Source organism: Bradyrhizobium sp. JYMT SZCCT0428 (genome assembly GCF_018131075.1).
GTDB lineage: Bacteria > Pseudomonadota > Alphaproteobacteria > Rhizobiales > Xanthobacteraceae > Bradyrhizobium.
In genome coordinates this window covers 12,228-38,688 of sequence record NZ_JAFCLS010000008.1, presented here as the reverse complement: position 1 = coordinate 38,688, position 26,461 = coordinate 12,228, and the positions used below count along the sequence as shown (strand labels likewise).

At 63.7% G+C, this 26,461-nt stretch carries 19 protein-coding genes, 1 tRNA gene and 1 pseudogene; 11 read left to right on the top strand and 10 right to left on the bottom strand.

Going from position 1 to position 26,461, the window contains the following annotated elements:
* Window positions 1-342: 342 nt before the first annotated feature.
* The gene (locus JQ575_RS10240; RefSeq protein ID WP_212033084.1) at window positions 343-1,266 is read right to left on the bottom strand and encodes a response regulator transcription factor; all 924 of its coding nucleotides are present in this window, start codon (window positions 1,264-1,266) and stop codon (window positions 343-345) included.
* Window positions 1,263-4,625 carry an ATP-binding protein gene (locus JQ575_RS10235; RefSeq protein ID WP_212033083.1) on the bottom strand — a complete coding sequence of 1,121 codons (3,363 nt, stop codon included), beginning with the start codon at window positions 4,623-4,625 and terminating at the stop codon, window positions 1,263-1,265. Before JQ575_RS10235 ends, JQ575_RS10240 begins: the two co-directional genes overlap by 4 nt.
* Window positions 4,626-4,711: 86 nt before the next feature.
* On the opposite strand from JQ575_RS10235, the pseudogene JQ575_RS44495 reads away from it, so the two are divergent.
* Window positions 4,712-4,786 (top strand): annotated as a pseudogene (locus tag JQ575_RS44495) (zinc ribbon domain-containing protein); the annotation flags it as partial.
* 146 nt (window positions 4,787-4,932) lie between these two features.
* Window positions 4,933-5,973: an aliphatic amidase gene (locus JQ575_RS10230; protein ID WP_212033082.1), complete on the top strand. Its 1,041-nt coding sequence runs from the start codon at window positions 4,933-4,935 to the stop codon at window positions 5,971-5,973.
* A gap of 178 nt (window positions 5,974-6,151) precedes the next feature.
* Here the strand turns inward: JQ575_RS10230 and JQ575_RS10225 are convergent.
* Window positions 6,152-6,227: transfer RNA gene (locus tag JQ575_RS10225), tRNA-Ile, on the bottom strand.
* Between the two features lie 103 nt (window positions 6,228-6,330).
* Entirely contained in the window at window positions 6,331-7,323 is a 993-nt protein-coding gene (locus tag JQ575_RS10220) for a Bug family tripartite tricarboxylate transporter substrate binding protein (RefSeq protein WP_409364778.1), read from the bottom strand.
* Window positions 7,324-7,448: 125 nt separating this feature from the next.
* On the opposite strand from JQ575_RS10220, the gene JQ575_RS10215 reads away from it, so the two are divergent.
* Complete coding sequence (locus tag JQ575_RS10215) at window positions 7,449-8,414, top strand: TAXI family TRAP transporter solute-binding subunit (protein WP_212033080.1); 966 nt, start codon at window positions 7,449-7,451, stop codon at window positions 8,412-8,414.
* A 177-nt stretch (window positions 8,415-8,591) separates the two neighbouring features.
* Here JQ575_RS10215 and JQ575_RS10210 read toward each other — a convergent pair whose 3' ends face one another.
* Window positions 8,592-9,803, bottom strand: coding sequence for an ABC transporter substrate-binding protein (locus JQ575_RS10210; protein WP_212033079.1), 1,212 nt, complete (start codon window positions 9,801-9,803; stop codon window positions 8,592-8,594).
* Window positions 9,804-10,010: 207 nt separating this feature from the next.
* Here JQ575_RS10210 and JQ575_RS10205 point away from each other — a divergent pair, with 207 nt between their 5' ends.
* From JQ575_RS10205 to JQ575_RS10195, 3 genes are read left to right on the top strand one after another with little or no spacing between them, the layout of a single operon-like run.
* Window positions 10,011-11,123 (top strand): molybdopterin-binding protein, encoded by a 1,113-nt coding sequence (locus JQ575_RS10205; protein ID WP_212033078.1) that lies wholly within the window; start codon window positions 10,011-10,013, stop codon window positions 11,121-11,123.
* Window positions 11,124-11,136: 13 nt separating this feature from the next.
* Window positions 11,137-13,086, top strand: a complete 1,950-nt coding sequence (locus JQ575_RS10200) for a molybdopterin biosynthesis protein (RefSeq protein WP_212033077.1) — start codon at window positions 11,137-11,139, stop codon at window positions 13,084-13,086.
* Window positions 13,087-13,112: 26 nt separating this feature from the next.
* Window positions 13,113-14,243, top strand: coding sequence for an FAD-dependent monooxygenase (locus tag JQ575_RS10195; RefSeq protein WP_212033076.1), 1,131 nt, complete (start codon window positions 13,113-13,115; stop codon window positions 14,241-14,243).
* 24 nt (window positions 14,244-14,267) lie between these two features.
* Here JQ575_RS10195 and mobA read toward each other — a convergent pair whose 3' ends face one another.
* Together mobA and JQ575_RS10185 are read right to left on the bottom strand one after the other, a co-directional pair.
* Window positions 14,268-14,879, bottom strand: a complete 612-nt coding sequence (gene mobA / locus JQ575_RS10190; RefSeq protein ID WP_212033249.1) for a molybdenum cofactor guanylyltransferase MobA — start codon at window positions 14,877-14,879, stop codon at window positions 14,268-14,270.
* 1 nt (window position 14,880) lies between these two features.
* Window positions 14,881-15,771 carry a formate dehydrogenase accessory sulfurtransferase FdhD gene (locus tag JQ575_RS10185; RefSeq protein WP_212033075.1) on the bottom strand — a complete coding sequence of 297 codons (891 nt, stop codon included), beginning with the start codon at window positions 15,769-15,771 and terminating at the stop codon, window positions 14,881-14,883.
* 191 nt (window positions 15,772-15,962) lie between these two features.
* On the opposite strand from JQ575_RS10185, the gene mobB reads away from it, so the two are divergent.
* The 5 genes from mobB (at window position 15,963) to fdhF (ending at window position 22,783) form a co-directional block, all read left to right on the top strand.
* Complete coding sequence (gene mobB / locus JQ575_RS10180) at window positions 15,963-16,490, top strand: molybdopterin-guanine dinucleotide biosynthesis protein B (RefSeq protein ID WP_212033074.1); 528 nt, start codon at window positions 15,963-15,965, stop codon at window positions 16,488-16,490.
* Window positions 16,491-16,496: 6 nt separating this feature from the next.
* Window positions 16,497-17,750 (top strand): gephyrin-like molybdotransferase Glp, encoded by a 1,254-nt coding sequence (glp, locus tag JQ575_RS10175; protein WP_212033073.1) that lies wholly within the window; start codon window positions 16,497-16,499, stop codon window positions 17,748-17,750.
* A 42-nt stretch (window positions 17,751-17,792) separates the two neighbouring features.
* On the top strand, window positions 17,793-18,029 hold the full coding sequence (locus tag JQ575_RS10170; RefSeq protein WP_212000343.1) for a sulfurtransferase TusA family protein: 237 nt from the start codon (window positions 17,793-17,795) through the stop codon (window positions 18,027-18,029).
* A gap of 282 nt (window positions 18,030-18,311) precedes the next feature.
* The gene (locus JQ575_RS10165; protein WP_212033072.1) at window positions 18,312-20,021 is read left to right on the top strand and encodes an NADH-ubiquinone oxidoreductase-F iron-sulfur binding region domain-containing protein; all 1,710 of its coding nucleotides are present in this window, start codon (window positions 18,312-18,314) and stop codon (window positions 20,019-20,021) included.
* Window positions 20,018-22,783, top strand: coding sequence for a formate dehydrogenase subunit alpha (gene fdhF / locus JQ575_RS10160; RefSeq protein WP_212033071.1), 2,766 nt, complete (start codon window positions 20,018-20,020; stop codon window positions 22,781-22,783). The genes JQ575_RS10165 and fdhF overlap by 4 nt, the downstream gene beginning before the upstream one ends.
* A gap of 270 nt (window positions 22,784-23,053) precedes the next feature.
* Here the strand turns inward: fdhF and JQ575_RS10155 are convergent, their stop codons facing one another.
* The 3 genes from JQ575_RS10155 to corA form a co-directional block, all read right to left on the bottom strand.
* On the bottom strand, window positions 23,054-23,848 hold the full coding sequence (locus JQ575_RS10155) for a Crp/Fnr family transcriptional regulator (protein ID WP_212033070.1): 795 nt from the start codon (window positions 23,846-23,848) through the stop codon (window positions 23,054-23,056).
* A 290-nt stretch (window positions 23,849-24,138) separates the two neighbouring features.
* Window positions 24,139-25,272 (bottom strand): Ig-like domain-containing protein, encoded by a 1,134-nt coding sequence (locus JQ575_RS10150; RefSeq protein WP_312015918.1) that lies wholly within the window; start codon window positions 25,270-25,272, stop codon window positions 24,139-24,141.
* A gap of 160 nt (window positions 25,273-25,432) precedes the next feature.
* Window positions 25,433-26,449 (bottom strand): magnesium/cobalt transporter CorA, encoded by a 1,017-nt coding sequence (gene corA / locus JQ575_RS10145; RefSeq protein WP_212033068.1) that lies wholly within the window; start codon window positions 26,447-26,449, stop codon window positions 25,433-25,435.
* Window positions 26,450-26,461 lie beyond the last annotated feature (12 nt).

Below are 26,461 nucleotides of genomic sequence, written 5' to 3'. Positions count from 1 at the left end.
GACTTCAGCTAGCCGCATCGGCAAGCAGTGTGGCTCTATGTTCCTGTGCGCCACAATCAGGCGTCGAGACTATCCGTCACTGCGAGCGCCGGCGCTTGTCCGAACGATCAGGCTCGCATGCTGCGTGACGTTGCCGGCGATGGCCGTGGTCCTTGGCGAGTTCGCGGCGCGAGCATGAGATCGGCGGGTACGGCGGCGGACAAGCTACCGCTTTAGTCGCGCTGCTACTTCGCCGACCACCCCGCCGGGCAGGAACAGCAGTGCGCCGCCGTGCCGGCATCGTGGAGATCGACGGTATCTGGAGCGATAGATGAACGGGTAAGCCCTGAGCCTTCCGGTTCGCTACTTCAGGTCCCTCGCCTTGACTGCGATCGCCGCCGCCGCGGTACGGTTTTCCACCCCGAGCTTCGAATAGATCTGCTCGAGGTGCTTATCTACCGTGCGGGGCGAAAGGCCCAGGATCTGCGCGATGTCGCGGTTGGTCTTGCCCTTGGAGAGCCAGGACAGCACTTCGCCCTCGCGCGTGGTCAGCCCAAGCTCGCTGGAGAATTCGGCGGCCGTACCGGCGCTGGCGTCCTTGGCGAGCCGCAGCAGGAATTCGCTGGGGCCGGTCTTGCCCATATAGTGCAGCCGGAGCTGCTCGTTGCCGGGAAACGACGCCGTCGCGGCCTTCGAGGCGGTCTTGCCCTCCTGCACCTGCTCCAGCCATCGCGGCACCGGCTCCGGCAGCACGAGCTCGTCGTCGGCATTGGCGCTGAGCGTTGCCGATAATAGCTTCTGCGCCTGCGGCGTCGCCCACAGGATCTTGCCTTGCCCGCTGACCGCCAGCAGATAGCGGCCGGAGACGTCGAGCGCGGTGCGGGCGCTCTGCGTCAGCCGGGCGTTGGCCAGGTGCACCCGAATCCGCGCCAGCATCTCCTCGATCGCGATCGGTTTTGTCACATAGTCGACGCCGCCGGCCTCGAGCCCGCGAACGATGTGTTCGGTTTCCGCGAGGCCCGTCATGAAGATGATGGGAACGTTGACGAGGCCCGCATCGCGCTTGAGCCGCTTGCAGGTCTCAAAGCCGTCCATCCCGGGCATCACGGCATCGAGCAGCACGATATCAGGCGTGATCTGGTCGACGATCCGCATCGCCGAGGCGCCGTCGAGCGCGACCATGACGGTCATGCCGGCGCCATCGAGTGCGTCGGTGAGCAGCCGCAGCGTCTCCGGGGAATCGTCGACAACGAGGGCGACGTCGCGTTTTTTGGGATCAATGATCATAGCTGTAACGTCTTCAGGGTCGCCATGTACTGATCGAGATCGAAGCGGTCGATCAAGGTACGCATTTGCGCGACGAAGTCGGCATGTTCGGGGAAATCGTCGCCGATTTCATCGAGCTTGAGCTGGATGGCGCGGATATAACCCAATTGTCCGAGGCCGATCAGTTCCTCGACATGCTGTACCGACGGCCGTGAACCGGTCTCGGGCTTCCAGTGCGGAACGATGATTTGATCGGCTTCGTAGTCCCACTCGAGCTTGAGCAATTGGCGAATCGTTTCCAGCAACTTGGGAATGGCGATCGGTTTCATCAGATAGCCGTCGTGAAACGGCTGCGCCAGCGGCGCGCCGTGTGCTTCCAGCGCACTCGCCGATACCATCAGGATGCGGGCCTGATGATGTCCGCTCGCGCGCAGCGTCTCCGCCACCGTCCAGCCGTCCATGCCGGCCATCGAGATATCCAGCAGAAACAGATCGGGCCGGCAATGCTGGGCCAGCTCCAGACAGCCGGGGCCATCGGGCGCGCTGAGCAGGATGAAGCCGAGCGGGGTCAAGACCTCGCGCAGGAGATCGCGATGGGTCGGATCGTCGTCGGTGATCAGGATCGTCCTGCGCGGGCCGTGATAGCCGAAGATCGGCGCCCCGACGGGTGCGATCTGCGTCGGGTTGGTGACCTCAGACAGCAGGATTTTCATGCGGAAGTTGCTGCCGGTACCGACCGTGCTGGTCACCTTGATGTCGCCGCCCATGACGCCGGCAAGCAACCGGCTGATGGTCAGGCCGAGACCGGTGCCGGTCTGCGGCTGTGAAACCCCGAGCGCGCCGCGCTCGAACGGTGCGAAAATACGCTCCAGATCGCCGGCCTGAATGCCGGGGCCGGTGTCGATCACTTCGAACTCCGCCACCGGGCTGCGGTAATGCACCACGAACTGCACGCTGCCGGCCTGGGTGAACTTGATGGCGTTCGACAACAGATTGATCAGGATCTGGCGCAACCGTTTCTCGTCGGCAAAGACCACGACGGGCAGCACGGCCGGCCGCTTGAATACGAAGTCGATGCCCTTGGCGGCCGCCTGCAGCCGGAACATGCCGACCAGCTGATCGAGGAAATCGCTGAGGCGGACTTCGTCGCGCGACAGATAGAGCCGGCCGGCCTCGATCTTGGAGATGTCCAGAATGCCGTCGATCAGCCCGGACAGATGATCGGCGCTGCGGCGGACCACGCGCACCTGGTCGCGTGGTTTTGTTTGCAGGCTGGAATCCTGCTCCAGCAATTGGGCGTAGCCGCTGATGGCGTTGAGCGGCGAGCGCAGCTCGTGACTGAGGCCAACAACATAGCGGCTCTTGGCCAGATTGGCGGATTCGGCGACTTCCTTGGCACGCTGCAATTCGGCGTCGGTGCGCTTATGCGCGTCGATCTCCTGGATCAGCAGCGCGGTCTGCCGTCTGGTTTCCGCTTCCGCTGCGCGGCGGCTTTGCTGTGCCAGCACGAACAGCCAGGCCACCACGCCGATGATGATCGTGAGTGCGAAGAACACCTTCCAGAGCACATCGGATAGCTGGAGGTCGTCGACCGGAATCGTCGCTGACGTCTGCAGGTAAATCAGCGCGAGCGTCAACCCGACCAGCCCCGCGGAAACCGCGAACACGCCGAGATAGTGCCCAACCTGGGAGTTGATCCGCGCGTAGATCGGTTCAGGCAGCATCTTGCCCAGCGTGTCCGATATCTGCGCCTGAATTCGCGCATGCGGCTTGCAGAGATCGTGGCAGCGCGCGTCCAGCGAACAACACAGCGAGCAGATCGGGCCGGCATAGGCCGGGCAGGAGGCCATGTCCTCGGGCTCGAACGAATGCTCGCAGATGCAGCACTGGATGGCTTCGAGGTTCTGCCAGCTCCGCTTCGGCTTGCGCGCGATGTAGTACTTGCCGTCGGTCGCCCAGGCGATCAGCGGCGCGGTGACGAAGGCGACGGCGAGCGCGACGAAAGCCGACAGCGCCTTCGGCGTCGGCCCGAACAGGCCGTAGAACGCACTGATGGAAACGATGGTCGCGATCGTCATCGCGCCGACGCCGACGGGGTTGATGTCGTAGAGATGCGCGCGCTTGAACTCGATGTGCTGCGGACGCAGGCCGAGCGGCTTGTTGACGACGAGATCGGCGACCAGCGCGCCAACCCAGGCGATGGCGACGTTGGAATAAAGCGCCAGCGTCTGCTCCAGCGCCTTGTAGACACCGATTTCCATCAGCAGCAGCGCCACCAGCACGTTGAAGACGAGCCAGACCACGCGGCCGGGATGGCTGTGGGTCAGCCGCGAGAAGAAATTCGACCAGGCGATCGAGCCGGCATAAGCGTTGGTGACGTTGATCTTGATCTGCGAGAGAATGACGAAGCTGCCGGTCAGCGCCAGCACCAGATCGGGCTGCGACAGCACATAGCGGAACGCCTCGAGATACATGTGCGCGGGCTCGGCCGCATGCTCGGTGGAAACGCCGTGGCTGAGCGCGAAGTAGGCGAGGAACGAGCCCAGCAGCAGTTTGAGCGCGCCGAAGATGATCCAGCCGGGGCCGGCGCTGAGCATCGCGATCCACCACGACGTTCGCGAGGTGCGGCGGTCGCGCGGCAGGAACCGCAGGAAGTCGACCTGTTCGCCGATCTGCGCCACCAGCGAAAACACCACCGAGGCGGCGGTGCCGAACAACAGCAGGTCGAGATTCCCGCCGGCGTCGCCATGCTCGCCGGAAAATTTCCGCCACTCCGTAAACGACTGCGGGTTGGCGTAGGCGATCGCAACAAAGGGGAGGATGTGCAGGATGATCCAGATCGGCTGCGTCCACAGCTGGAAGCGGCTGATCAAAGTGATGCCGTACGTGACCAGCGGAATGATGACGACCGCGCTGATGAGATAGCCGATCGGTCGCGGGATGCCGAAGCACATCTCCAGCGCGCTGGCGAGAATGACCTCCTCAAGCGCGAAAAAGATGAAAGTGAAGGAAGCGTAGATCAGCGACGTGATGGTCGAGCCGATATAACCGAAACCGGCCCCGCGGGTCAGCAGGTCGATGTCGATGCCGCATTTGGCGGCGTGATAGGCAATCGGCAGTCCGCAGAGGAAGATGATGACGCTGACGACCAGAATGGCGACGACCGCATTGGTGGCGCCGTAGTTGAGCGTAATGGTGCCGCCGATTGCTTCCAGCGCCAGGAACGAGATGGCGCCGAGCGCGGTGTTGGCAACGCGGGCGGCGGACCATCGCCGCGCGCTCTTGGCGGTGAAGCGCAGCGCGTAGTCTTCCAGCGTCTGGTTGGCAACCCACTGATTATATTGGCGCCTGACGCGGTCAATCCGCTGCCGCCCTGCCACTTTGTTGCTCCTGACCGCTGACGACCGAGCCCCTCCGGGGCTCATCCATCACCCTGCAAACTGCGTACCGCAAATTGCGTACCGCGGCGCGGCTGGTGACCAAGACCAGAAGCGGCGCCAAGAGTTTCCCGACCGCGCGGCCGTGGATGATCAGTCACTAGAGCGTTTTCAAGCGAAGTGGATACCGGTTCGCGTGAAGAAAACGCGTCAAAACAAAAAGACGGAGCCCCGTTCCGATTCCATCGGAACGGAAAAGGCTCCGAGGCCGCGACGGCAGAGTTGAACAAGAACAGGAGAGGCGAACCCCATGCTTCACGGTGACATTTCCTCAAGCAACGACACGGTCGGCGTAGCCGTCGTCAATTACAAAATGCCGCGCCTGCACACCAAGGCCGAGGTGCTCGACAACGCCCGCAAGATCGCCGACATGGTGGTGGGCATGAAGCTTGGCCTGCCGGGCATGGATCTGGTGATCTTCCCGGAATATTCCACCCACGGCATCATGTACGACTCCAAGGAGATGTACGAGACCGCGTCGGTGGTGCCCGGCGAGGAAACCGCGATCTTCGCCGAAGCCTGCCGCAAGGCGAAAGTGTGGGGCGTGTTCTCGCTCACCGGCGAGCGTCACGAGGAGCATCCGCACAAGGCGCCGTACAACACCCTGATCCTGATGAACGACAAGGGCGAGATCGTCCAGAAATACCGCAAGATCATGCCCTGGGTGCCGATCGAAGGCTGGTATCCCGGCAACTGCACCTATGTGTCCGACGGCCCGAAAGGCCTCAAGGTCAGCCTGATCATCTGCGACGACGGCAATTTTCCCGAGATCTGGCGCGACTGCGCCATGAAGGGCGCCGAGCTGATCGTGCGCTGCCAGGGCTACATGTATCCGGCCAAGGAGCAGCAGGTGCTGATTTCCAAGGCGATGGCCTGGGCCAACAATGTCTACGTCGCGGTCGCCAATGCCGCCGGCTTCGACGGCGTCTATTCCTATTTCGGTCACTCCGCGATCATCGGCTTCGACGGCCGCACGCTGGGCGAGACCGGCGAGGAGGAGTACGGCATCCAGTATGCAGCGCTGTCGAAGAACCTGATCCGCGATGCCCGCCGCAACAACCAGTCGCAGAACCATCTCTACAAGCTGGTGCATCGCGGCTACACCGGCATGATCAATTCCGGCGAAAGCGCCAAGGGGCTCGCGACCTGTCCCTACGATTTCTATTCGAAATGGATCGCCGATCCCGAAGGCACGCGCGAAATGGTCGAGGCGATGACCCGCTCCACTCCGGGAACCGACGAATGCCCGATCGACGGCATCCCGAACGAGAAGTCCGCGACCAATTACTAGACAGCCGCAGCGCGCCGCACGATACCGACGTGGTCCCGGCCCTGGGCCGGGATCGATGACTGACAGCGGTGTGCGATCGTTTGTTGGATGGCTTGCCGAGCCGTAGCTCGCAGCCGCGCCCGCCTTCGCCCAAGTGGGCTTCGGCGCGGCAGCCTTCACTCGCTTCGCGAGCGAAGGCTGGTGGGCCCGGCAGGACTCGAACCTGCAACCAGACCGTTATGAGCGGCCGGCTCTAACCATTGAGCTACAGGCCCCGCCGCGACGGCCGATTTGAGGCGGCCGGCAACGGTGCGGGCATCGTTTACAGTGATGATCTCAATCCCGCAATGCGGTGATTACAATCCCGCAATGCCGGGGTTAATCCACCGAAACGCCGGCAAATTCCACAACTTTGCGCCATTTCTCGGTCTCGCCGGCGACGAGCTTGCCGAATTCGGCTGGTGTCATCGGCTTCGGGATGCCGCCGACCTCGGCGAGCCGTGCCACCAGCTTGGGGTCCTTCAGCGCTTCGCCGACCGCCTTGTTGAGGATATCGATGACCTCCTGCGGCGTGCCCTTCGGCACCGAGATGCCGTAAAAGCCGACGGACTCGAAGCCCGGCACGGTTTCGGCGATTGCGGGCACGTCCGGCACCGTCGGCCAGCGCTGCGGGGAGGTGACCCCGAGCGCGCGAACGGTGCCGCCCCGAACCTGTTCGAGCGCCGACGGCAGATTGTCGAAGATCAACTGCACCTTGTCGGAAATGATGTCCGGAAATGCCAGCGCCGAGCCGCGATAGGGCACGTGCAGCATGTCGCATTTGGTCATCGCCTTGAACAGTTCTGCCGACATGTGCACCGACGTGCCATTGCCCGATGACGCATAGGAGATCTTGCCGGGGTTCGCCTTGCAGTAGTCGATGAACTCCTGAACGGTTTTCGCCGGCGTCGCGTTCGACACCACGAACATATTGGTGAGTTGCATGATGCTGGCGACCGGCGCGGTATCGCGCAGGAAGTCAAACGGCAGTTTCTTGTAGAGCGAGGTCGAGATCGCGTTGTTCGGCGCGACGAACAGCAGTGTGTAGCCGTCCGGCGGCGAGCTGATCGCCGCAGCCGCGGCGATATTGCCACCGGAGCCGGTGCGGTTCTCGACCACGAATTGCTGGTTGAAATGGTCCGACAACCACTGGCTCATGATACGCGCGACGATGTCGACCGGGCCGCCGGCGGCGAAGCCGATCACCCATTTCACCGGGCGGTTGGGGTAATCGGCGGCGGCGGAAGGGGAGGTGTTGGCCGCAAAGCTCAAAAGGCAAACCAGACCAAGCAATGCTTTTCGCGAAAATCGGATCATTATGCTTCCCGTCATTTTCTTGTTACCGTTGCAGCCATGCTTTCATAAAAGCCCGCGCTTGCCTACAACCTCCACGGCGCGTTGATTGGTCATTTCTCCCGGGCGCAGACCTGCTCCTGGAAACACGCTTGAGGCCAAACATGAAACTCGCTCATATTGTCTGCGCCGGCGTTGTTCTGCTGGCGGGCGGCGCCGCGGCGCAAGATGGAGGCAAGGCCATTACAAAAACAACAATCAGCCTGGGAACGGCGACACCGGGCGGCGGCTTCCCGGTCTATGGTAACGCCTTCGCGGAAGTCATGAACGCCGCCGATCCGACGCTGTCGATCGAGCCGCGCAACACCAAGGGCAGCAGCGAGAACATTCCGCTGCTCGAGACGGACGGGCTCGATATCGCGCTGGTGGCCGGGGAGCCTTCCTACGAAGCCTTCATGGGCATCGGGCGGGCGCCGACCAGGCTGAAGATCCTGACCGCGATGTATTCCAGCCCGGGCATGTTCGTGGTGCGCGCCGACAGCCCCTACAAGACCATTCGCGATCTCGTCGGCCAGCCGGTGGCGTTCGGCGCCAAAGGCTCGGGTCTGCCGATCCTGTCGCGCTACATGCTCGACGGCATCGGGCTGAAGCAGGACGAGGATTTCAAGTCGATCTATCTCGACCGCGCCGGCGACGGTCCGGCCATGGTGCAGGACGGCCGTGCCGCGGCGCTGTGGGGCGCGGGCATCGGCTGGCCCGGCTTCAAGAGCATGGCGGAAAGCCCCGGCGGCGCCCGCTTCATCGCGCCCGACGCCGGCGAGATCGCCAAGGTCCGCGCCAAACACACCTTTCTCAAGCCGCTGACGGTGCCCGCCAACAGCTACCCGAACCAGCCGGCGGCGATCGACTCGATCGGCTCCTGGAGTTTTGTCCTCGCGCGCGAAAGCCTGCCGGATGACGTTGCGTACCGGCTGGCGAAGACGCTGCACGGCGCGGAGGGCGCGTTGTGCAAGAAACTGCCGCAGGCCTGCGAGACAACGGCGGTGAACACGGCCGCGGCTGCGCCGCATGTGCAGCTGATCCATCCGGGCGTGCTGAAATATTTCCGCGAAGTCGGGGTGGTGAAGTAGCCTCGCCCTCTCAACACGTCGTCCCGGCGAAGGCCGGGACCCATACGCCGCGGCGGTTGTTGTTGAGCACAGTGGTCGACGACTTTGCTCAACAACAGATGACCGGGGTTATGGGTCCCGGCTCAAGGCCGGGACGACACTGTTGATTGCCGCGCTGTCGTCGGGACAACGGTCGAACTATTTCTTCGCCATCGCACAGGCCGGATCAATAGGCCCGAACGCTTCGTCGCCGGGGATCTTGGCCAGGATCTTGTAATAGTCCCACGGATATTTTGATTCTTCCGGCTTCTTGACCTCGACCAGCCAGAGGTCATGCACCATCAGATTGTCCTCGCGCAGTCTGCCGTTGCGGGAAAAGAAATCCTCGATCGGCTTTTCGCGCATCTTCGCCGCCACTTTCAGCGGCTCGTCGGTACCCGCTTCCTTGATGGCGTTGAGATAATACATGACCGAGGAATAGACGCCGGCCTGCCACATCGTCGGCATCCGGTTCATCTTGGCGAAATAGCGCTTCGACCATTCGCGGGTCTTGTCGTCCATGTCCCAGTAGAACGAGGTCGTCAGCAAGAGGCCCTGCGCCGCGGGCAATCCCAGCGAATGAATGTCGGTGATCAGCGCCAGCAAGGCCGCCATCTGCTGCCCGCCCTTCAAGACGCCAAACTCCGAGGCGGTCTTGATCTCGTTCATGTTGTTGGGCGGGCCGGCGGCGATGCCGATGATCTTGGCCTTGGAAGCCTGCGCCTGCAGCACGAAGGACGACAGGTCGGGGGTCGCAAGCGGCGGTCGCACCGAACCCAGCACCTTGCCGCCATTGGCGGTGACCACGGCGGAGGCGTCGCGTTCGAGCGCGTGGCCGAACGCATAATCATCGGTGATGAAGAACCAGCTGTTGCCGCCGCGCTTCACTACCGCCTGCGCGGTGCCGGCCGCGAGCGAGCGGGTGTCGATCACCCATTGCATGGCGTAAGGTGAGCAGAATTTGCCGTGGAAATCCGCGGCAAGAGTCGAGTGTGTGATGAACAGCTTCTTCTTCTCGTTGGCGACGTTCTGTACCGCAAGGCCGACCGCCGACACCGGAACGTCGACGATCAGGTCGACCTGGTCGACATCGTACCAGCGCCGCGCCATGCCGCCGCCGATATCCGGCTTCAGCTGATGGTCGCCGACGATCAGGCTGATCGGCTTGCCCAGCACCTTGCCGCCGAAATCGTCGATCGCCATCTGCGCGGCCGTGACCGAGCCCTGACCGGTCGGCGTCGCCGCCGGGCCGTTCATATCGGTGAGAACGCCGATCTTGACGATGTCATCGGAAAGCTGCGCGAGCGCCGCTGATGATACCAGCATCGCAGCGGCAAGCGCGCCCAGCATGGATAGGTTTTTGACGAGCATCCCCTCTTCTCCCTGTGCATCGGCACGTTGGCCGTGTGTGTGTCTTCAGGCGGTTGCTTTCCGCCGATTAGTCCAATCTGCAACTAAAGCCAATTGGTCCCAATTGCAACTAATTTGAGCCGGCGTCAACTTGGTCGATGGGAGGGGCCGACCGCCAGCGGTATCGGGTTCTGTTTATTTTCGGACCGATTCAGGGCATAGCGGGCCATGACCCCGAACCAGCGCCTGCCGACTTCGCTTACGCCGCTCGATATGGCGCTCGCCACCCTGTTGCACGGCGTCGAGCCGGTAACGCCGTCGGAACTGCCGCTAGCGGAGGCGCTGCGTTGTATTGCCGCCGACATGCCGCCATTGGGCGCGCTGCCGCCGCACGACATCGCCGCCAGCGACGGCTTTGCGCTATGCGCCCGCGATCTCGTCGGCGCGTCGTCCTATTCGCCATTGCCATTGGCGGCGTTGCCGGTCTGGGTCAAAGTGGGTGATGCGATGCCCGGCGGCTGCGACTGCGTGCTCGATGCCGATTCCGTCGAGCTATCAGGCCCGATGCCGCAGGTGCTGGCGGAAGCGATCCCGGGGCAGGGCGTGCGCCGGGCCGGTGGTGACATTGCTGCTGGCAGCAGTGTAGTCGAGGCGGGGCGGCGCGTGCTGGCACGTGACCTCATGATCGCGCGAGCGGCGGGAATAGAGCGGCTGAAGGTGCGCCAGCCGCGCCTGCGCATCGTCAATTTGCCCGGCGGCTCGGTGACGTCGGACCTGATCGCGGAGAGCGCGCGCACCGCCGGCGCCGTTGTGGTGTCCGTTACCGCTGTTGGCCGCGATGCCGCGTCGATTGCCGCGGCGATCGACGTCGGCGCATGCGATCTGCTGCTGACTGTCGGCGGCAGCGGCGTCGGTCGCACCGACGCGACGGTGTCGGCATTGGCCGGGTGCGGCGAGGTTCTCGCCCATGGCATCGCCGTGCAGCCTGGCCGCACCTCGGCGGTCGGCCGCATCGGCAACACGCCCGTGGTCGTGCTGCCGGGCGCGCCCGATCAGGCGTTCGCGGCGTGGTGGACGCTGGCGTTGCCCGCACTCGACCGGCTGTCGGGGCGGCGGCCGCGCAAGACGCTCAATCTGCCGCTGGCGCGCAAGATTGCCTCCGCCGTTGGCATTGCGGAAGTCGTGCTGCTGCAGCGAAAAGCGGGAGCCTGGGTGACGCTGGCGGTCGGGGAACTGTCGCTCGATGCGATCGCCCGCGCCGAGGCCTGGTTAACCGTGCCGGGCGGCGCGGAAGGATTTGCGGCAGGCAGCGGCGTCGATGGCTATATGCTGCGGGAATGATATGGATGCCGGCATGACCCGTACCCCCTCGCCGAAAGACCGGGAACCCGTCGATCAGGACCAGTTCTTGATCATCCTGTCGCGCGAGGAAGCGCTGGCGCGGTTTGAAGCCGCGCTGTTTCCACGCGCGGTGCCCAGCGAGCGGTGGGCGCTCGCGGATGCACTAGGCTGCGCGTTGGCCGAAGATGTCGTGGCACCGATCGATGTGCCGCCGTTCGATCGTTCCAACGTCGATGGTTTTGCGGTGCGTTCCGTCGATCTCGCTTCCGCCGGTGAAGCCACGCCGGTGCGGATGATGCTGAATGACGAGGTGATCGCCTGCGGCACCGCGCCGACGCGGCCGGTGCTATCAGGGACCGCCACGTCGATTGCGACCGGCGGTCCGGTGCCACGCGGCGCCGATGCCATCGTCATGGTCGAGCACACCCAGCCGTCGGGAACCCGCGCGATCGAAATTCGCCGCGCCGCTTCGCCCGGTCAGTTCGTGTCCTATGCCGGCTCCGATATCGCGCGTGGCGAGGTGCTGCTGCGCGCCGGCACCATGATCGGCTCGCGCGAGATCGGGATGCTGGCGGCCTGCGGCATCGCGCAAGTTGCCGTCGCTCGCCCGCTGCGCGTCGCCATTATCTCGACCGGCGATGAACTGGTGCAGCCGGGTTCGCCGCTGCGCCCGGCGGCGATCTATGACACCAATGGCGCGATCGTCACCGCGGCGATATCGGAGAACGGCGGCGAGGCGATATTTCTGGGCGCCATTCCCGACGACGAGGCGCAACTGGAATCTGCGATGCGCAGCGCGCTGCAAATCAGCGACATGCTGGTGCTCTCGGGCGGCACCTCGAAAGGTGCGGGAGATGTGACCCACCGCATCATCGCGCGGCTCGGCCAGCCCGGCATCATTGCGCATGGCGTCGCGCTGAAGCCGGGCAAGCCGCTCTGCCTCGCGGTTTGCGACGGCAAGCCGGTGGTGATCCTGCCGGGATTTCCGACCTCGGCGATGTTCACCTTCCACGACATGATCGTGCCGGTGCTGAGGCGCATGGCGGGCCTGCCGCCGCGTTTGGACACCAAGGTCAGCGCCAGAATTCCGGTTCGGATCGCCTCCGAGCTCGGCCGCACCGAATTCGTCATGGTCTCGCTGGTCGAGGGAACGGACGGTCTGATCGCCTATCCTACCGGCAAGGGCTCGGGCGCGATCACCTCATTCGCGCAGGCCGATGGTTTTCTGCGCATCGATGCGCTGGCCGACCAGATGCCGGCAGGCACGGATGCCGAAGTGACGCTGTTCACGCCCCATGTGCGGGTGCCTGATCTCGTGATCGTCGGCAGCCACTGCACCGGGCTCGATCTCGTCACCGCGCCGCTGGCGCGCACCGGGCTCTCGGTACGTTCGATCGCGGTCGGCAGCCTCGGCGGATTGGCGGCGGCCAAGCGCGGCGAATGCGATTTCGCGCCGATCCATCTGTTCGATGACAAGACCGAAACCTACAACACGCCTTATCTCACCGACGGACTTGAACTGGTGCCGGGCTGGCGGCGGATGCAGGGCATCGTGTTCCGCAAGGGCGATGCGCGCTTCGAGGGCCTGGGCGCCGAGGCCGCGGTGCGTGCGGCGCTCGCTGACCCCGCCTGCATCATGGTCAACCGCAACCAGGGCGCCGGCACGCGCATCCTGATCGACCGGCTGCTGGCGGGCGCGAGACCCGACGGTTACTGGAATCAGCCGCGCTCGCATAATGCGGTCGCCGCCGCCGTGGCGCAGCATCGCGCCGACTGGGGCATGACCATCGCGCCGGTGGCCCATGCATCCGACCTGGGTTTCATTCCCTTTGCCGAAGAGCATTATGATTTCGCGCTGGTGACGGCGCGCAAGCAGCGGGCGGCGGTACAGGCCTTTCTCGACGCGCTGGCGTCGGAAGAAGGCCGCACGGCGCTCGAAAGAGCCGGGTTTCGACCGGCCTGAGCCGTGGGAAACAGGGCGGGGAGGCGATGGCAAGACCTCTGTCGATTGCAATCGTGGGCGCGGGCATGGGCGGCCTTGCGTCGGCCGCAGCGCTGCGGCGGGTCGGCATCGACGTCACCGTGTATGAGCAGGCATCGCAATTCGTGCGGCTGGGCGCCGGCATCCAGATTGGCTGCAACGCCATGAAAGTGTTGCGCGGGCTCGGGCTCGAAGCGCGGCTGCGGGGGCAATCGTTTTACCCGCGCTCCTGGAACAACCGGGATTGGAAGACCGGCGAAGTCAAATTCGACATGATTTTTGGCGAGAGCGCCGAGCAGAAATTTGGCGCGCCCTATCTGCTGGCGCATCGCGGCGATCTGCATGCCGCACTCGCAAGTGCGGTGCCCGACGAATACATCAAGCTCAGCCACAAACTGGTCGGGCTGGACGAGACCAGCAATGGCGTCCGGCTGTCGTTTGCCAACGGTGAGACGGCGGTTGCTGATGCCGTCATCGGCGCGGATGGCATCCACTCGGTCGTGCGCGACATCCTGTTCGACACCTCGCCGGTGCATTTTACCGGGCGCATCGCCTATCGCACGACTTATCCGGCGACGCTGCTCGGCGGAGAACAAATCGACGACTGCACCAAATGGTGGGGCGAGGACCCGCACATCGTCATCTACTACGTCAAGCCGGACCGTAGCGAAATCTATCTCGTCACCAGTCAGCCGGAACCGGAATTCCGGATCGAGTCGTGGTCGGCCAAGGGCGACGTCCGGGAATTGCGCGAGGCATTTGCGGGCTTTGATCGCCAGGTCGAACAGGTGTTGGCCGCGTGCCCGGACGTGCACAAATGGGCGATCGTCGATCGCAATGCGCTGGAGCGTTGGGGCGAGGGCAAGGTGACGCTGCTTGGCGACGCCTGCCATCCGATGACGCCCTATATGGCGCAGGGCGCGGCGATGGCGATCGAAGACGCCGCCGTGCTGTCGCGCTGTCTCGACGGCATCGAGCGCGAGGGCGTGCCGAATGCGTTTCGAAGGTTCGAGGCAACCCGCAAGGCGCGAACCGCTAGGATCCAGCAGACCTCGCGAACCAATACCTGGCTCAGCGGCAAGACCGACGCCGACTGGGTCTATGGCTATGACGCCTGGACTGTGCCATTGGCGGCGTAGGGACGACGTGGAGAGAGCTGCAATCTAACCCCCATCCAGCGCCGCCAGCCGGTCCGCTTCCGCAATGTCATCCATGGTGTTGGCATTGAAGAACGGGTCGAGCGGCGTTGTCGGCCAGGTCACGGTGGCGAGCCGGTAGCGTGCGGTCCAGCGGTCGATCTTTCTGACATCCTCGACAACAAGCGCGTGGCGGAGCTGTTCGCGCAACGCCACGCTCCACAGGCCGATCACCGGATGCGACTGGCCGTCGGAAGCGGCGACCGCGAGTTCGGCGTTCTCCTCGTGCAGCGCCGCGACGAGACGCGCCACCAGATCGCGCGGCAGGAATGGACAGTCCGCCGCAGCACTCAGCACCCATTTGACCTCGGGCCGGTTGGCCGCGGCCCAATCGAGCCCGGCAAGAATGCCGGCCAGGGGTCCGGGAAAATCGGCGACGCCGTCGGGAATCACAGGCAGGCCGAACGCGGCGAACCGTGCAGGATCGCCGTTGGCATTGAGAATGAGCCCGTCGCATTGCGGCTGCAGCCGCGCGATGACGCGGTCGAGGATGGTGCGGCCGCCGATGGTGCGCATCGGCTTGTCGCCGCCGCCCATGCGCCGCGCCAGGCCGCCGGCGAGCAGCACGCCGGGAATCATTTCAGTCGTCACGGTCTTCGCCCTTGCGCTTGTGCCGCGCCGATTCCTCTTCGACAAAGGCGAGATTCTGGTCGAACACGATGCGCTCCTGGCCTGACAGCGCGATGAACCGCTTGCCGCGCGTGCGCCCGACCAGCGTCAGCCCGACCTGGCGCGCCAGCTCGACGCCCCACGCCGTAAAACCCGAGCGCGATACCAGGATGGGAATTCCCATCCGCACCGTCTTGATCACCATCTCGGAGGTCAGCCGGCCCGTGGTGTAGAGAATCTTGTCGCCGGGATCGACGCCGTGGCGATAGATCCAGCCCGCGATCTTGTCGACGGCGTTATGGCGGCCGACATCCTCGGTGTAGCAGACCGGCGTGCCCTCCTTGCACAGCACGCAACCATGGATCGCGCCGGCCTCGAGATAGAGCGAGGGCATGGTGTTGATCGCATGCGTCATCTCGTAGAGCCAGGAGGTGCGGAGCTCCGCCTTCGGCAGTGCGACGCTTTCCACGGCTTCCAAGAGATCGCCGAACGCGGTGCCCTGCGCGCAGCCCGAGGTCTGCGTGCGCTTCTTCAGCTTGGCCTCGAAATTGGTGTGGTGCTCGGTGCGCACCACCACCACCTGCAGGTCGTCGTCATATTCGACCTCGGTGACGACATCGTCGTATTTCAGCATGTTCTGGTTCAACAGATACCCGAGCGCGAGATACTCCGGGTAGTCGCCGATCGTCATCATGGTGACGATCTCCTGCGCGTTCAGGTACAGCGTCAGCGGCCGCTCCACCGGCACCCTGATTTCCACCGTGGCGCCGGTCTGGTCGGTCCCGGTGACGCGCTCGGTCAGCCTGGGATCATCAGGATTGGGCACGATCAGGGGGACGGGGGCTTTCTCGATCTTCATCATTTCCGCAGGTTAGCATGACATTGGGTCCTAACCGATATAGACCATCTCCGGAAATGGGCGAAATGGCCGCCACGATCGTCATTGCGAGCGTAGCGAAGCAATCCATTTCACGGCTCGGTGAAGACAGAATGGATTGCTTCGTCGCTCCGCTCCTCGCAATGACGGTGATGGTCAGGGTTCCGGAGAACAGGATGAAAGTGATTGGCCTCGCGGGATGGAGCGGCGCCGGCAAGACCACCTTGCTGGCGCGGGTGATCCCGTATTTGCTGAAAGATGGCCTGCGGGTTTCCGTGATCAAGCACGCCCATCACGCCTTCGACGTCGATATTCCCGGCAAGGATTCCTGGCGGCATCGCGAGGCCGGCGCCACCGAGGTGCTGGTATCTTCGGCGCGGCGATGGGCCCTGATGCATGAATTGCGTGGCGCCGAAGAGCCGCGCCTGCCGGAACTATTGACCAAAATGTCGCGGGTCGATCTGGTCGTCATCGAGGGTTTCAAGCGCGAGCCGCACCGCAAGATCGAGGTTTATCGTGCCGCCAACGGCAAGCCTTTTCTGTTCCCCGATGATCCCGGCGTAGTCGGCCTCGCCACCGATACCGCAGTTGAAACCAGACTTCCCACCGCCCATCTCGATGATATCGAGGCAATTGCCGCGATGATGCTGCGCTCGGCGATATCGGTCGAAGAGGTGCTGGCAAAGAGCGAAGCGGAGAGCTAATTCGCGATGGCGCAATTGTCCGACGATTGCTTTGCCTTCGGCGGTCCGATGATGTCGGTCGATGAGGCCGTCGGCATCATTGCAGCGCGGGTCACCGCGGTGCAGGAGGTCGAGACCGTCGCGCTCGTCAATGCCGACGGACGCGTGCTCGCGCAGGATGTTTCGGCGCCGCTGCCGCTGCCGCCCTTCACCAATTCCGCCGTCGACGGCTACGCGGTGTCGAGCCGCGATCTGCCCAAAGACAAGGAGCAGGCGTTTGCGGTGTCCGGCCGCGTTCAGGCCGGCGCTTCCGCGCGCGCGCCGATCAAGCCGGGCGAGGCGGTGCGGATCTTTACCGGTGCGCCGATGCCTGACGGCGCCGACACCGTGTTCATGCAGGAAGATGTTCGCGTTGAGGACGGCAAGGTGGTGCTTCCGGCGGGGCTGAAGCCCGGCGCCAATGTTCGTCCCGCGGGCGAGGATATCCCGTCAGGCCACGCGGCATTGAAGGCCGGACAAAGGCTGCGGCCGCAGGATGTGGCGCTGGCAGCGGCATTCGGCCTGACCGAACTTGGCGTCAACAGGCGCATCCGCGTTGCGGTGTTCTCCACCGGCAATGAGCTGGTCTCGCCGGGCGAGCCACGCGCGGCGGCGCAGCTGTTCGATTCAAACCGTTTCATGCTGATTGCGATGCTGGCGCGGCTCGGCTGCGAGGTCAGCGATCTCGGCATTATCAGGGACGAGCCCACCGCGCTCGCTGTCGCACTAAAGAAAGTCGCCGGCGCCCATGATCTGATCCTCACCACCGGCGGCGTATCGACCGGCGAAGAAGATCACGTCAAGGCCAGCGTCGAAAGCGTAGGCTCGCTCGTGCTGTGGCGAATGGCGATCAAGCCGGGACGTCCTGTGGCGATGGGGATCATCGGCGGCACACCGTTCATCGGCCTGCCGGGCAATCCGGTGGCGAGTTTTGTTACCTTCGCTCACGTGGTGCGGCCCACAATCCTGGCTTTGTCAGGCGCGCGGCAACAGAAGCTGGTGACGATGCCGGTTCGCGCCGCCTTCGCCTACACGAAGAAAATCGCGCGCCGCGAATATGTCCGCGTCACCCTTCGCAAGGCCGGGGATGGCGCGCTCGAAGCGGTGAAGTTTCCGCGCGAGGGTGCGGGGCTGTTGTCCTCGCTGGTCGACACCGACGGCCTTGTCGAACTCGGCGAAGAGGTCACGCTTGTCGAACCTGGCCAGACCGTCTGCTTCCTGTCCTATGCAAGCTTGATCTGAAGCCTCATTGACGATGCGCATTCGCTTCGCCATGTTCCCCCGATGACCACGACAAAGCTCGATCTCACCGGCCTCAAATGTCCGCTGCCGGCGCTGAAGACGCGCAAGGCGCTCAAGTCGGTCAAACCAGGCGAGCGGCTTGAAGTCCACTGCACCGATCCGCTGTCGGTGATCGATATCCCGAATCTGATCCGCGAGACCGGTGACAAGGTCGAGATCACGGAGCGCGCAGAGACCCGCATCGTGTTTCTGATCGAAAAGGCGAACGGCGGAAACTAGGACAAGTCATTTTGAATCCGTATCGACTGATTGCAAAACCAAATCGATACGCATTCCCTATCGCATCATGAGACAGCTTTATTGATCTTTAGATCGATTCCAGTTCTCATTCGCTGATCGAAAAAGATGGCTTCGACGCGAAGCCTGGTCCGGGCGGCGAGCGGCATGACCGCGCCGGACGTGCCCGCTTAAATGCTTATCAAAACGCGACAATTCTCTTGGCATCTGGCATGCCACGATTTATGATCGCGGAAACATACAGGCAGGAACGAGACGTTTTCCATGGTTCAAGACGTGCAGAAAGTGCGTTCGTTCGAGCACCCCGGCGCCGGACGGAAGCGGGCCAAGGCGACGCCGAAGGGCCGCCAGGTCGATCCGACCGCAGCATACGAGATTGAACAGCTGCTCGGCGACCGGTCGCGGCAGCGCGACCTGCTGATCGAACATCTGCATCTGATCCAGGACACGTATCACCAGATATCCGCGGGCCATCTCGCCGCCCTCGCCGACGAGATGAAGCTGTCGTTTGCCGAAGTGTTCGAGACCGCGACCTTCTACGCGCATTTCGATATCGTGAAGGAAGGCGAGCCGGATATTGCGCCGCTGACCATTCGCGTCTGCGATTCGCTGACCTGCGCGATGCTGGGCGCGGAAAAACTGCTGCATGAATTGCAGGACAAAGCCGGCCCCGGCATTCGCGTGGTGCGCGCGCCCTGCGTCGGCCGCTGCGACACCGCGCCGGCAGCCGAAGTCGGCCATCACTTTGTCGATCACGCCACCACCGCAAGCGTGCTCGCCGCAGCGAAAGCCGGCGAGACCCACGCGCATTTGCCTGAGTATGTCGGCTACGACGCCTACGTCGCCGGCGGCGGTTACGCGCTGCTCAATCGCTTGCGCTCCGGCGCGCTTTCCAAGGAAGATTTGCTCAAGTCGCTCGACGATGCCTCGCTGCGCGGCCTCGGCGGCGCCGGCTTCCCGACCGGACGCAAATGGCGTGCGGTGCTCGGCGAGCCCGGCCCGCGGCTGATGGCGATCAATGGCGACGAGGGCGAGCCCGGCACCTTCAAGGATCGCTTTTACCTCGAGACCGACCCGCATCGTTTCCTCGAGGGCATGTTGATCGGCGCGCATGTGGTCGAGGCGACCGATGTCTACATTTACCTGCGCGACGAATATCCGGCCTCGCGCGAAATTCTCGAACGTGAGATCGCAAAACTGCCGCCGGGTGGACCGGTGCTGCACATGCGCCGCGGCGCCGGCGCCTATATCTGCGGCGAGGAATCCTCGCTGCTCGAAAGCATCGAAGGCAAACGCGGTCTGCCGCGTCATAAGCCGCCATATCCGTTCCAGGTCGGCCTGTTCGGCCTGCCGACGCTGATCAACAATATCGAGACGCTGTGGTGGGTGCGCGACATCGTCGAGAAGGGCGCGGACTGGTGGAAGGGCAACGGCCGCAACGACCGTCATGGCCTGCGCAGCTATTCGGTGTCGGGCCGCGTCAAGAACCCCGGCATGAAGCTGGCGCCTGCGGGTGTCACCGTGCGCGAACTGATCGACGAGTTCTGCGGCGGCATGGCGGACGGCCATACCTTCCACGCCTATCTGCCGGGCGGCGCGTCCGGCGGCATCCTGCCGGCGTCGATGGACAATATCCCGCTCGATTTCGGCACGCTGGAAAAATACGGCTGCTTCATCGGCTCGGCCGCGGTCGTGATCCTGTCCGAACACGACAGCGTGCGGGGCGCGGCGCTGAACCTGATGCGCTTCTTCGAGGATGAGAGCTGCGGCCAGTGCACGCCGTGCCGGGTCGGCACCCAGAAGGCAGCGATCCTGATGGAACGCCCGGTCTGGAACCGCGAACTGCTCGACCAGTTGAGCCAGGCGATGCGCGATGCCTCGATCTGCGGGCTGGGGCAGGCGGCCTCGAATCCACTGACGTCAGTGATTAAGTATTTTCCGGAAGAATTCGTGCCGAAAGAAGCCGCGGAATGACCAAGATCAAGTTTGAACTCGACGGCAAGCAGGTTGAGGCCAACGCAGGCGAAACCATCTGGCAGGTGGCAAAGCGCCAGGGCCAGGAAATCCCGCATCTGTGCTATTCGCCTGCGCCCGACTATCGGCCGGACGGCAATTGCCGCGCCTGCATGGTGGAGATCGAGGGCGAGCGCGTGCTGGCGGCGTCGTGCAAGCGCACGCCCACCGTCGGCATGAAGGTGAAATCCGAAAGCGCGCGCGCGGTCGCAGCGCAGAAGATGGTGATGGAACTCTTGGTCGCCGACCAGCCGGCGCGCGAGACTTCCCACGATCCCGACTCAAAATTCTGGCATTGGGCCGAAAAGGTCGAGGTCACCGAGAGCCGCTTCCCCGCCGCCGAGCGCTGGGAAAGCGACGTCAGCCATCCCGCGATGAGCGTCAATCTCGACGCCTGCATCCAGTGCGGCCTCTGCGTGCGCGCCTGCCGGGAAGTGCAGGTCAACGACGTCATCGGCATGGCCTATCGCAGTCACGGGTCGAAAATCGTGTTCGACTTCGATGACCCCATGGGTGAATCGACCTGCGTCGCCTGCGGCGAATGCGTGCAGGCCTGCCCGACCGGTGCATTGATGCCGTCGGTGATGCTGGACGAGAACCAGACCCGCGTGACCTATGCGGACAAGGAGGTCGACTCGCTGTGCCCGTTCTGCGGCGTCGGCTGCCAGGTCACCTACCAGGTCAAGGACGAGAAGATCATTTACGCCGAGGGCCGCGACGGCCCGGCCAACCACAACCGGCTCTGCGTCAAGGGCCGCTTTGGATTTGACTACATCCATCACCCGCATCGCCTGACAAAGCCGCTGGTGCGGCTACCGAACGCAAAGAAGGACGCCAACGACCAGGTCGACCCGGCCAATCCGTTCACGCATTTCCGCGAAGCGTCGTGGGAAGAGGCGCTGGATATCGCCGCCAACGGCCTTTCGAAGATCCGCGACGAGAAGGGCGTCAAGGCGCTGGCCGGTTTCGGCTCTGCCAAGGGCTCCAACGAAGAGGCCTATCTGTTCCAGAAGCTGGTGCGCACCGGCTTCGGCTCCAACAATGTCGATCACTGCACGCGGCTGTGCCACGCATCGTCGGTGGCGGCGCTGTTCGAAGGCCTGAGCTCCGGCGCGGTGTCGGCCCCGTTCGCAGCGGCGATGGACGCCGAAGTCATCATCGTGATCGGCGCAAATCCGACCGTCAACCACCCGGTCGCTGCAACCTACATCAAGAACGCGGCGAAGAAGGGCGCCAAGCTCTTCGTCCTGGATCCGCGTCGGCAATCGCTGTCGCGCCACGCGACCAAACATCTGCAGTTCAAGCCCGGCTCCGACGTCGCCATGCTGAATGCGATGATCAACACGATCATCACCGAAGGCCTGACCGACGATCAGTACATCGCGGGTTACACCGAGGGCTTTCAGGATCTCGAGGAAAAGATCAAGGAGTTCACGCCGGAGAAGATGGAGCCGATCTGCGGCATCCCGGCACAAACCTTGCGCGAGGTCGCGCGCACATATGCGCGCGCCAAATCGTCGATCATATTCTGGGGCATGGGCATCAGCCAGCATGTCCACGGCACCGACAATGCGCGCTGCCTGATTGCGCTGGCGCTGATCACCGGACAGGTCGGCCGTCCCGGCACCGGCCTGCATCCGCTGCGCGGACAGAACAACGTGCAGGGCGCCTCCGACGCCGGCCTGATCCCGATGTTCCTGCCGGATTACCAGCCGGTTAGCCGCGACGACATGCGCGGCAATTTCGAGAAGCTGTGGAACCAGGAGCTCGATCCGGTACGCGGCCTGACCGTGGTCGAGATCATGAACGCGATCCACGCCGGCGAGATCACGGGCATGTATATCGAGGGTGAAAACCCCGCGATGTCGGATCCCGATCTTCAGCATGCGCGCGGAGCGCTCGCCATGCTCGATCATCTCGTGGTGCAGGACCTCTTCGTCACCGAGACCGCATTCCACGCCGACGTGATCCTGCCCGCCTCGGCCTTTGCCGAAAAAGACGGCTCCTTCACCAACACCGACCGGCGCGTGCAGCTTGCGCGCCAGGTGATCAAGCCGCCGGGCGAGGCGCGACAGGATCTCTGGATCATCCAGGAGATCGGCAAGCGTATGGGGCTCCCGTGGAATTATTCGGGCCCCGGCGAAGTCTACACCGAGATGGCGCAGCTGATGCCGTCGCTCAAGAACATCAGCTGGGAGCGGCTGGTCCGTGAAGGCGCCGTCACCTATCCGGCTGATGATCCGAACAAGCCAGGCAACGAGATCATCTTCACCACCGGCTTCCCGACCGAGAGCGGTCGCGGCAAGATCGTGCCGGCCAAGGTCATTCCGCCGGACGAACTGCCGGACGGCGAGTATCCGATGGTGCTGTCGACCGGCCGCGTGCTCGAACATTGGCACACCGGCTCGATGACGCGCCGCTCCAGCGTGCTCGACCAGATCGAGCCGGAGGCGGTCGCGTTCATGTCGCCGAAGGATATGCGGCGCCTCAGCGTATGGCCCGGCGATTTCATCAAGCTGGAAACCCGCCGCGGTGCGGTCGAGATCAAGGTGCGCTCCGACCGTGACGTGCCGGAGAACATGGTCTTCATGCCGTTCTGCTACGCCGAGGCGGCGGCGAACCTCTTGACCAACCCGGCGCTCGATCCGTTCGGCAAGATCCCCGAGTTCAAGTTCTGCGCGGTGCGCGCCGAAAGGGCTGAGCTGCGAACGGCGGCGGAGTAGGCCTAAAGCCTGATGAGGTTAGGCTGGGTTGGTTGCCACGAAGACGGTGTACTCCCTCTCCCGCTTGCGGGGGAGGGCTGGGGTGGGGGTGTCTCCACAACGAACACTCCCTACGTGGAGAGAGCCCCACCCGGCGCTTCGCGCCGACCTAAGAGCGAGCTTCGCTCGTCTCGACCCCGCAAGCGGGAGAGGTTGAGGGGACTCGTGGCTCGATCGATTCAACCAAAAGCCATGCCGCTCTAGAAAGCCCCGGCGCGCGTGTCCCGCCGATCAGTTGGGGCCGTTCGCAGCCGCGGCCTGCTGCAAGGACTTGTGTTGCGCGACAATGCCTTCCAGTCGCGCAATGTTTTCCAGCAGGCGCTGGCTGGTCAGCACCAGGAAGTAATAGCCGAACTGCGGGTTCTGAAAGTAGATCTCGAGCAGCTTGTCATAAGTGATGGTCAGCACGTGACCATCCTCGATGCATTCGATCGTCGCCGTGCGCCGGTTATCGGGCGTGAGGAAACCAAATTCGCCCATCAAACGTCCCGGCGGAAGTTCGACGCTGATTTCCTTGACCAGGAATTTTCCGGTGACGGTCAGCAGCATCTCATGGGCGGCATCGTCTTTTTTGAACAGAATATCGCCCTTGCGATACTTGCGCTCGGTCATGAACGGCTTGAGCCATTCCAGCGACGTATCGCCCTTCGTTGCGCTGCGGGCCTTTTTCACCAGAACGAGCATCTGTCGGAGACGATACGCATTGATGGGGACCATCAGGAGATACAACAGGAAGGTCGTGACGGATGCCGTGAGCGCGCCGAACAGGGCGAAAAATGCGCAGCCGATCATGTTCGCGACACGCAGCGGCACCATGGTCTGCGTCAGCAAGGTGGCGACAAAGAAGATGGCGCCGGCCAGGGCGAACATGTTGGCCAGCGTGATGTTGTGGATAAAAATCTCCAGCAGGCGGTTGAATATCGCGTCGTAGGTGACGTTGTTGGGGTCGAGGCCCAGCTGGACCAGGATTTTCGCTATCCTGAGATTATCCGCGGCCGCGTCGAGAATTCGATCAAATATTGTCACTGGTCTGCACCGCTACACTTCATTTAGCCGCTACACACGAGAATACAGGCGGGTTGTACCGCCTCAAAGCCCCGCAGGGAAGCGTACCAAGGTGAAGGCGCCTTGGCACAAATGATTAAAGCCGAAAGGTCTCCGACGCGCCGTGCGGGCCAAGGGCGGGCTGTGGACCGCGGCGGAGTGAAGGGAGATAGTCGTTCACCCGAGACGTGACGGTCGTCCTGCGCGTCCAGCAGAACCGCCGCACATAATCGAGCGCGAGCTAAAAGGCCGCGCAATCTCTTGCGCAGGCGCTATGGCCGCGCTTCAGGCATCGGAACGACAAAAACCTGGCCGGGATAAATCAGGTTGGGATTGCGGATCTGTTCCCGATTCGCCTTGTAAATGACGGCGTAGCGCGTGCCCGCTCCGTAGGAGAGTTGGCTGATGCGCCAGAGGCTGTCGCCGCGCGAGACGGTGGTGGTGTTGATCTTCGGCACGACCACGGTGGAGGGCGAGCCCTTGTCTGGCGGCGAGCCCTTGTCTGGCAGAACGGCGGCCATGGCGGCCGCCAGCTCCGGCGGCTGTGCAGCGGCAACGTCCAGCCGCTTGGCCGCGGTGGTCTGTGCCGGCACGGAGGCCGTGACCATCGTATCGGGAACGTTGAACGGCACCTCGGCGCGGGCGCGCACCGCGCCGGAATTCTGCTCCACCTCGTCCAGCCTCACGCGGTAGCTGCCGGAGGCGACCCCCTCATTGATCGTGACCGCAAAACGTCCATCAGCGCCAGCCGTTGCCGAGGCAATAAAGCTGTCGTTGAGATAAAGCTTCACCGCGGCGCCGGGGCGGGCGCGGCCGCTGACATGGAGCTTGCCGCCCGGCTCGATCTCAACCGTCTCCGCAACCACTGCGCCGGCCATCGGCTTTGGCACAGCCGGCTGCGACAGCACGACAGTGGGTTTGTCCGGTGCCATCAACGCAACGACCGGCCGCTCGGTTGACTTCGGCTCAAGCGCCACCGTCACGCTCTGTTTGGACGAGGTCTGCTTGCCGTCCGGCTCTTTGGCCCGCAGCGTGAGGTCATACGTCCCTGAGGGAAGCCGGGGCGGAACCATGACGAATTGTCCGGATTGATCCGCCACCACGCGATCGTGTATCTCGCCGTTGCGCAGCAGTTCCACCGCTGCGCCCGGCATGGCCCGGCCGGCGATGACAGCTTCGCCCGTCGGCTCGATGCGGGCAATGTCGAACGACGGCACGCTATCCGGCGGTGGGGTCGGTCCGCCCAGCGTGGCCGTCACGGCGTTTGCTTCCGCTTGCGCCGCTGCGAGCGCACCCTGCTTTGGGGCGTCCAATGCCGGTTTCGAGACCGCCGGTGCGGCGGTTGCGGCCCTGGTATCGACCCGCGGCTCGTGGCTGATGTAATAGACGGCGAAGATGGCCGCCACGCTACATGCCGCAACCAGGGACGGTACGACTATTCGACTCATCGATGTCGCAATCATGATGCTGATCCATCAGCCAAATCACTGGCTCGACAGCATTCTATAGCGTCTTGGGCAAAGTTGGTACTCGTTTGCGTTGCGAAAACGGGGTAGGCCGGTCAGCTTACAGCCACCCGGCACGCCGGAAGCGCCAGAACAGGCCCGCGCACACGATCAGGATCAAGCCGATGATGGCGAAGTAACCATACTCCCACTCCAGTTCCGGCATGTGCTTGAAGTTCATGCCGTAGATGCCGGCGATCGCGGTCGGGACCGCGATAATGGCAAGCCATGAGGCGAGTTTCTTGGAGACCGCGGTCTCCTGGGCCTGGCCCACCAAAAGGCTCGCCTCGAAGGCAAAAGCGAGGACTTCGCGGAGCGAGTCGATCTGCTCCTGGACGGTGCGAACGTGGTCCGTGACGTCGCGGAACAGCGGCTGCATGGTGGGGCGAATCATCGGCAGATTGTCGTGTTCAAGCCGGCGGCAGACCTCCACCAAGGGCCCCACCGCATTCCGCAGGCGCAACAGATCGCGCCGCAACAGATACAGCCGCTCGATCTGCGCCCGCGTCATCGCGCTCGCGAGCACCTGCTCCTCCATCGCTTCGACCTCTTCCTGGATGGTCTCGAGCACCGGCGAGTAGTTGTCGACGATAAAGTCGAGAATGGCGTAGAGGATGTAATCCTCGCCGCGGGCCAGCGCCCGCGGGCAGCTTTCGCATCGCGCGCGCACCGGCGCGTAGGATGTCGAAGCGCCGTGGCGAACGGTGACGAGATATCCTTCGCCGACGAACAGATGGGTTTCGCCGAACGCGATGCTGTCGCCGATGAGTTGCGCGGTGCGTGCCACGATGAACAGGCCGTCGCCATATTGTTCGATCTTCGGCCGCTGGTGGGCGTTGTTCGCGTCTTCAATGGCAAGATCATGCAACTGGAATTGCTGCTGCACGCTCGTCAGGATCGTCATGTCCGGTTCGTGCAGCCCGATCCAGACCACGTGGCCGGGCTTGCTGCGCCAGCTCGAGGCTTCCTCGATAGCGATGTTGGCGACCCGCCGGCCGTCGACATAGGCCCCGGCCGCGACCACACCTTCGGAAGCAACGGGATCGCTCGGCATGTCCGCTTGCGGCGCTATGTTCATGGCTTCCATCTC

Coding starts and splice junctions, on each gene's coding strand:
- JQ575_RS10240 (WP_212033084.1), bottom strand. CDS start 1,266: ATGATCATTGATCCCAAAAAACGCGACGTCGCCCTCGTTGTCGACGAT.
- JQ575_RS10230 (WP_212033082.1), top strand. CDS start 4,933: ATGCTTCACGGTGACATTTCCTCAAGCAACGACACGGTCGGCGTAGCC.
- JQ575_RS10220 (WP_409364778.1), bottom strand. CDS start 7,323: ATGACGGGAAGCATAATGATCCGATTTTCGCGAAAAGCATTGCTTGGT.
- JQ575_RS10215 (WP_212033080.1), top strand. CDS start 7,449: ATGAAACTCGCTCATATTGTCTGCGCCGGCGTTGTTCTGCTGGCGGGC.
- JQ575_RS10210 (WP_212033079.1), bottom strand. CDS start 9,803: ATGCTCGTCAAAAACCTATCCATGCTGGGCGCGCTTGCCGCTGCGATG.
- JQ575_RS10205 (WP_212033078.1), top strand. CDS start 10,011: ATGACCCCGAACCAGCGCCTGCCGACTTCGCTTACGCCGCTCGATATG.
- JQ575_RS10200 (WP_212033077.1), top strand. CDS start 11,137: ATGACCCGTACCCCCTCGCCGAAAGACCGGGAACCCGTCGATCAGGAC.
- JQ575_RS10195 (WP_212033076.1), top strand. CDS start 13,113: ATGGCAAGACCTCTGTCGATTGCAATCGTGGGCGCGGGCATGGGCGGC.
- mobA (WP_212033249.1), bottom strand. CDS start 14,879: ATGATTCCCGGCGTGCTGCTCGCCGGCGGCCTGGCGCGGCGCATGGGC.
- JQ575_RS10185 (WP_212033075.1), bottom strand. CDS start 15,771: ATGATGAAGATCGAGAAAGCCCCCGTCCCCCTGATCGTGCCCAATCCT.
- mobB (WP_212033074.1), top strand. CDS start 15,963: ATGAAAGTGATTGGCCTCGCGGGATGGAGCGGCGCCGGCAAGACCACC.
- glp (WP_212033073.1), top strand. CDS start 16,497: ATGGCGCAATTGTCCGACGATTGCTTTGCCTTCGGCGGTCCGATGATG.
- JQ575_RS10170 (WP_212000343.1), top strand. CDS start 17,793: ATGACCACGACAAAGCTCGATCTCACCGGCCTCAAATGTCCGCTGCCG.
- JQ575_RS10165 (WP_212033072.1), top strand. CDS start 18,312: ATGGTTCAAGACGTGCAGAAAGTGCGTTCGTTCGAGCACCCCGGCGCC.
- fdhF (WP_212033071.1), top strand. CDS start 20,018: ATGACCAAGATCAAGTTTGAACTCGACGGCAAGCAGGTTGAGGCCAAC.
- corA (WP_212033068.1), bottom strand. CDS start 26,449: ATGAACATAGCGCCGCAAGCGGACATGCCGAGCGATCCCGTTGCTTCC.